General features: G+C 36.7%; 3 protein-coding genes. All 3 read left to right on the top strand.

Annotated elements, in window-relative coordinates; genetic code table 11:
• Positions 1 to 352, top strand: a 352-nt coding sequence (locus tag E1163_RS30370) for a tyrosine-protein kinase family protein (protein ID WP_425482667.1), incomplete at its 5' end; no start/stop codon positions are given.
• A 28-nt stretch (positions 353 to 380) separates the two neighbouring features.
• The gene (locus tag E1163_RS03420; RefSeq protein WP_155169468.1) at positions 381 to 1,085 is read left to right on the top strand and encodes a cytidylyltransferase domain-containing protein; all 705 of its coding nucleotides are present in this window, start codon (positions 381 to 383) and stop codon (positions 1,083 to 1,085) included.
• Positions 1,086 to 1,088: 3 nt separating this feature from the next.
• The gene (gene pseB / locus E1163_RS03415) at positions 1,089 to 2,114 is read left to right on the top strand and encodes a UDP-N-acetylglucosamine 4,6-dehydratase (inverting) (protein ID WP_155169466.1); all 1,026 of its coding nucleotides are present in this window, start codon (positions 1,089 to 1,091) and stop codon (positions 2,112 to 2,114) included.
• Positions 2,115 to 2,149: the final 35 nt, after the last annotated feature.

Here is a 2,149-nt window from a genome sequence, read left to right as displayed (position 1 = left end):
AATGAATGGAAAACTCGATGCAGTAATCCCTACACTGTTTAAAAAGTATGATTATATAATAATTGATACTCCGCCAATTTCACTTGTTACCGATGCTTTTACCTTGGTACATTTAGTTGATCATGTTATTTTTCTGGTACGTCAAAATTATACGCCCAAGCAGGCGATTGTGGCTATACAAGACTACTATGAAAAAGAAAAAATTAAAAGCGTTAGTATTTTATTCAATGACATAGGTAAAAGTGGCCCGGGCTACGGCTACGGTTACGGTTATGGTTATGGCTACGGTTATGGTTATGGTTACGGTCGAAGGGTTAATAAAGAAACTGGGGGTTATTATTCGGAGGGATAAGCATGTATCTGTGACATAATTACTTTAGATGAAGACAGTGGCAATTATACAGGCTCGCATGGGAAGCAACAGGCTTAGAGGGAAATCTTTAATGCCAATAGTTCGTATCCCTTTGCTTAGGAGGGTAATAGAAACAGCCAGAAAATTACATTTTATTGATGATATAATTATTGCAACAACAAATTTGATTGAAGATGATCCAATAGAGGCATATTCTACGTACTTGGGGTATAAATGTTATCGTGGAGATTCCGTTAATGTACTAGATCGCTTTGTCAGGGCTTCGAAAGATTTTGATAATCAAGATACAATAGTGCGAATAACTGCGGATAATCCTCTCAATCATGTAAGAGCAAGTAAGTTGTTATTCGAAATACATAGATCAGAAAACATGGACTATACATGTGTGAAGGGATTATCACATGTAGTATATGAATATATTAAAGTAGGGGCTTTGCGTAAAGCTTTTTATAACAATGACCTTTCATCTTATGATAAGGAGCATGTGACTCCTTATTTAAGAAATAACCCTCACCTATTTGACATAGCTATGATTACTCCGGATGTGTTAGGAGTCAACAAAGAACTTGATGTTAAGTTAACGATCGATGAAGTTAGTGACAGGGATTTTGTGGAAGGAATGATAAAGGATCTCGAACTGGATAATTGTCAAGAGATTGAGTTTGGAAAAATTTACAATTGGGTTTTAAATAACACTTCAATTAAAAGTTGATATATGCAGAACATTAATATAGCCGGGAAAACCATTTTGGTTACAGGAGGCACCGGGTCGTTCGGGAAAAAGTTTGTTGAAACGATATTAAATAAATATGGTGATGTAAAGAGGTTGATAATATATTCAAGAGATGAGTTGAAGCAATTTGAAATGTCTCAGCAGTTTAGCCCTAAAGAATATCCGCAATTAAGATATTTCATTGGAGATGTAAGAGATGCTGAACGTTTAAAAAGGGCATGTGAGAATGTGGATATTATTGTACATGCTGCAGCATTAAAACAGGTTCCTGCTGCGGAGTATAACCCTATGGAGTGTATTAAAACAAACGTAATAGGAGCTGAAAATGTAATTAATGCGGCTATGGATACCGGGGTAGGTACGGTTGTGGCACTTTCTACGGATAAAGCCGCCGCTCCAATTAATTTATATGGGGCAACCAAACTTTGTTCTGATAAACTTTTTGTTGCGGCTAACAATATGAGAGGAAAACGTGAACTGAGGTTTTCTGTAGTCAGATATGGTAATGTTATGGGATCTAGAGGGTCGGTCATTCCATTTTTCCTGGAAAAGAGACATAGTGGAGAATTGCCTATTACTGATGAACAGATGACTAGGTTCAACATTTCGCTGGAGGAAGGAGTAAACTTGGTTTTGTATGCAATTGAAAATGCTTGGGGAGGTGAGATTTTTGTTCCTAAAATACCTTCTTACAGAATAACCGATGTAGCAGAAGCGATTGGTCCGAATTGTAAGAAGGTGATTCTTGGTATCCGTCCTGGCGAGAAAATACATGAGGAAATGATTACATCTTCTGACTCGGTGAATACTGTTGATCTTGGAAAATACTATATAATTCTTCCTCAGACTTTTAGATATACAAAAGAGGATTATATGGATAAAACCGGAGCAACAGCTGTGGTCAGAGGGTTTGAATATAATTCTGGAACAAATGAAGAGTGGCTTTCTGTTAACGACTTGAGAGCGTTGGTCAAAAAACACGTAGACCCTGAATTTGATATTAGTTAATAATGAAAATTAAGAACAGGCTTTTAGTATTGGGG

Origin of the sequence: Fulvivirga kasyanovii (genome assembly GCF_009711405.1) — a bacterium.
GTDB classification, from domain to species: domain Bacteria; phylum Bacteroidota; class Bacteroidia; order Cytophagales; family Cyclobacteriaceae; genus Fulvivirga; species Fulvivirga kasyanovii.
The sequence above is the reverse complement of the archived record's forward strand: the minus strand, read 5'-3'. Positions and strand labels throughout refer to the sequence as shown.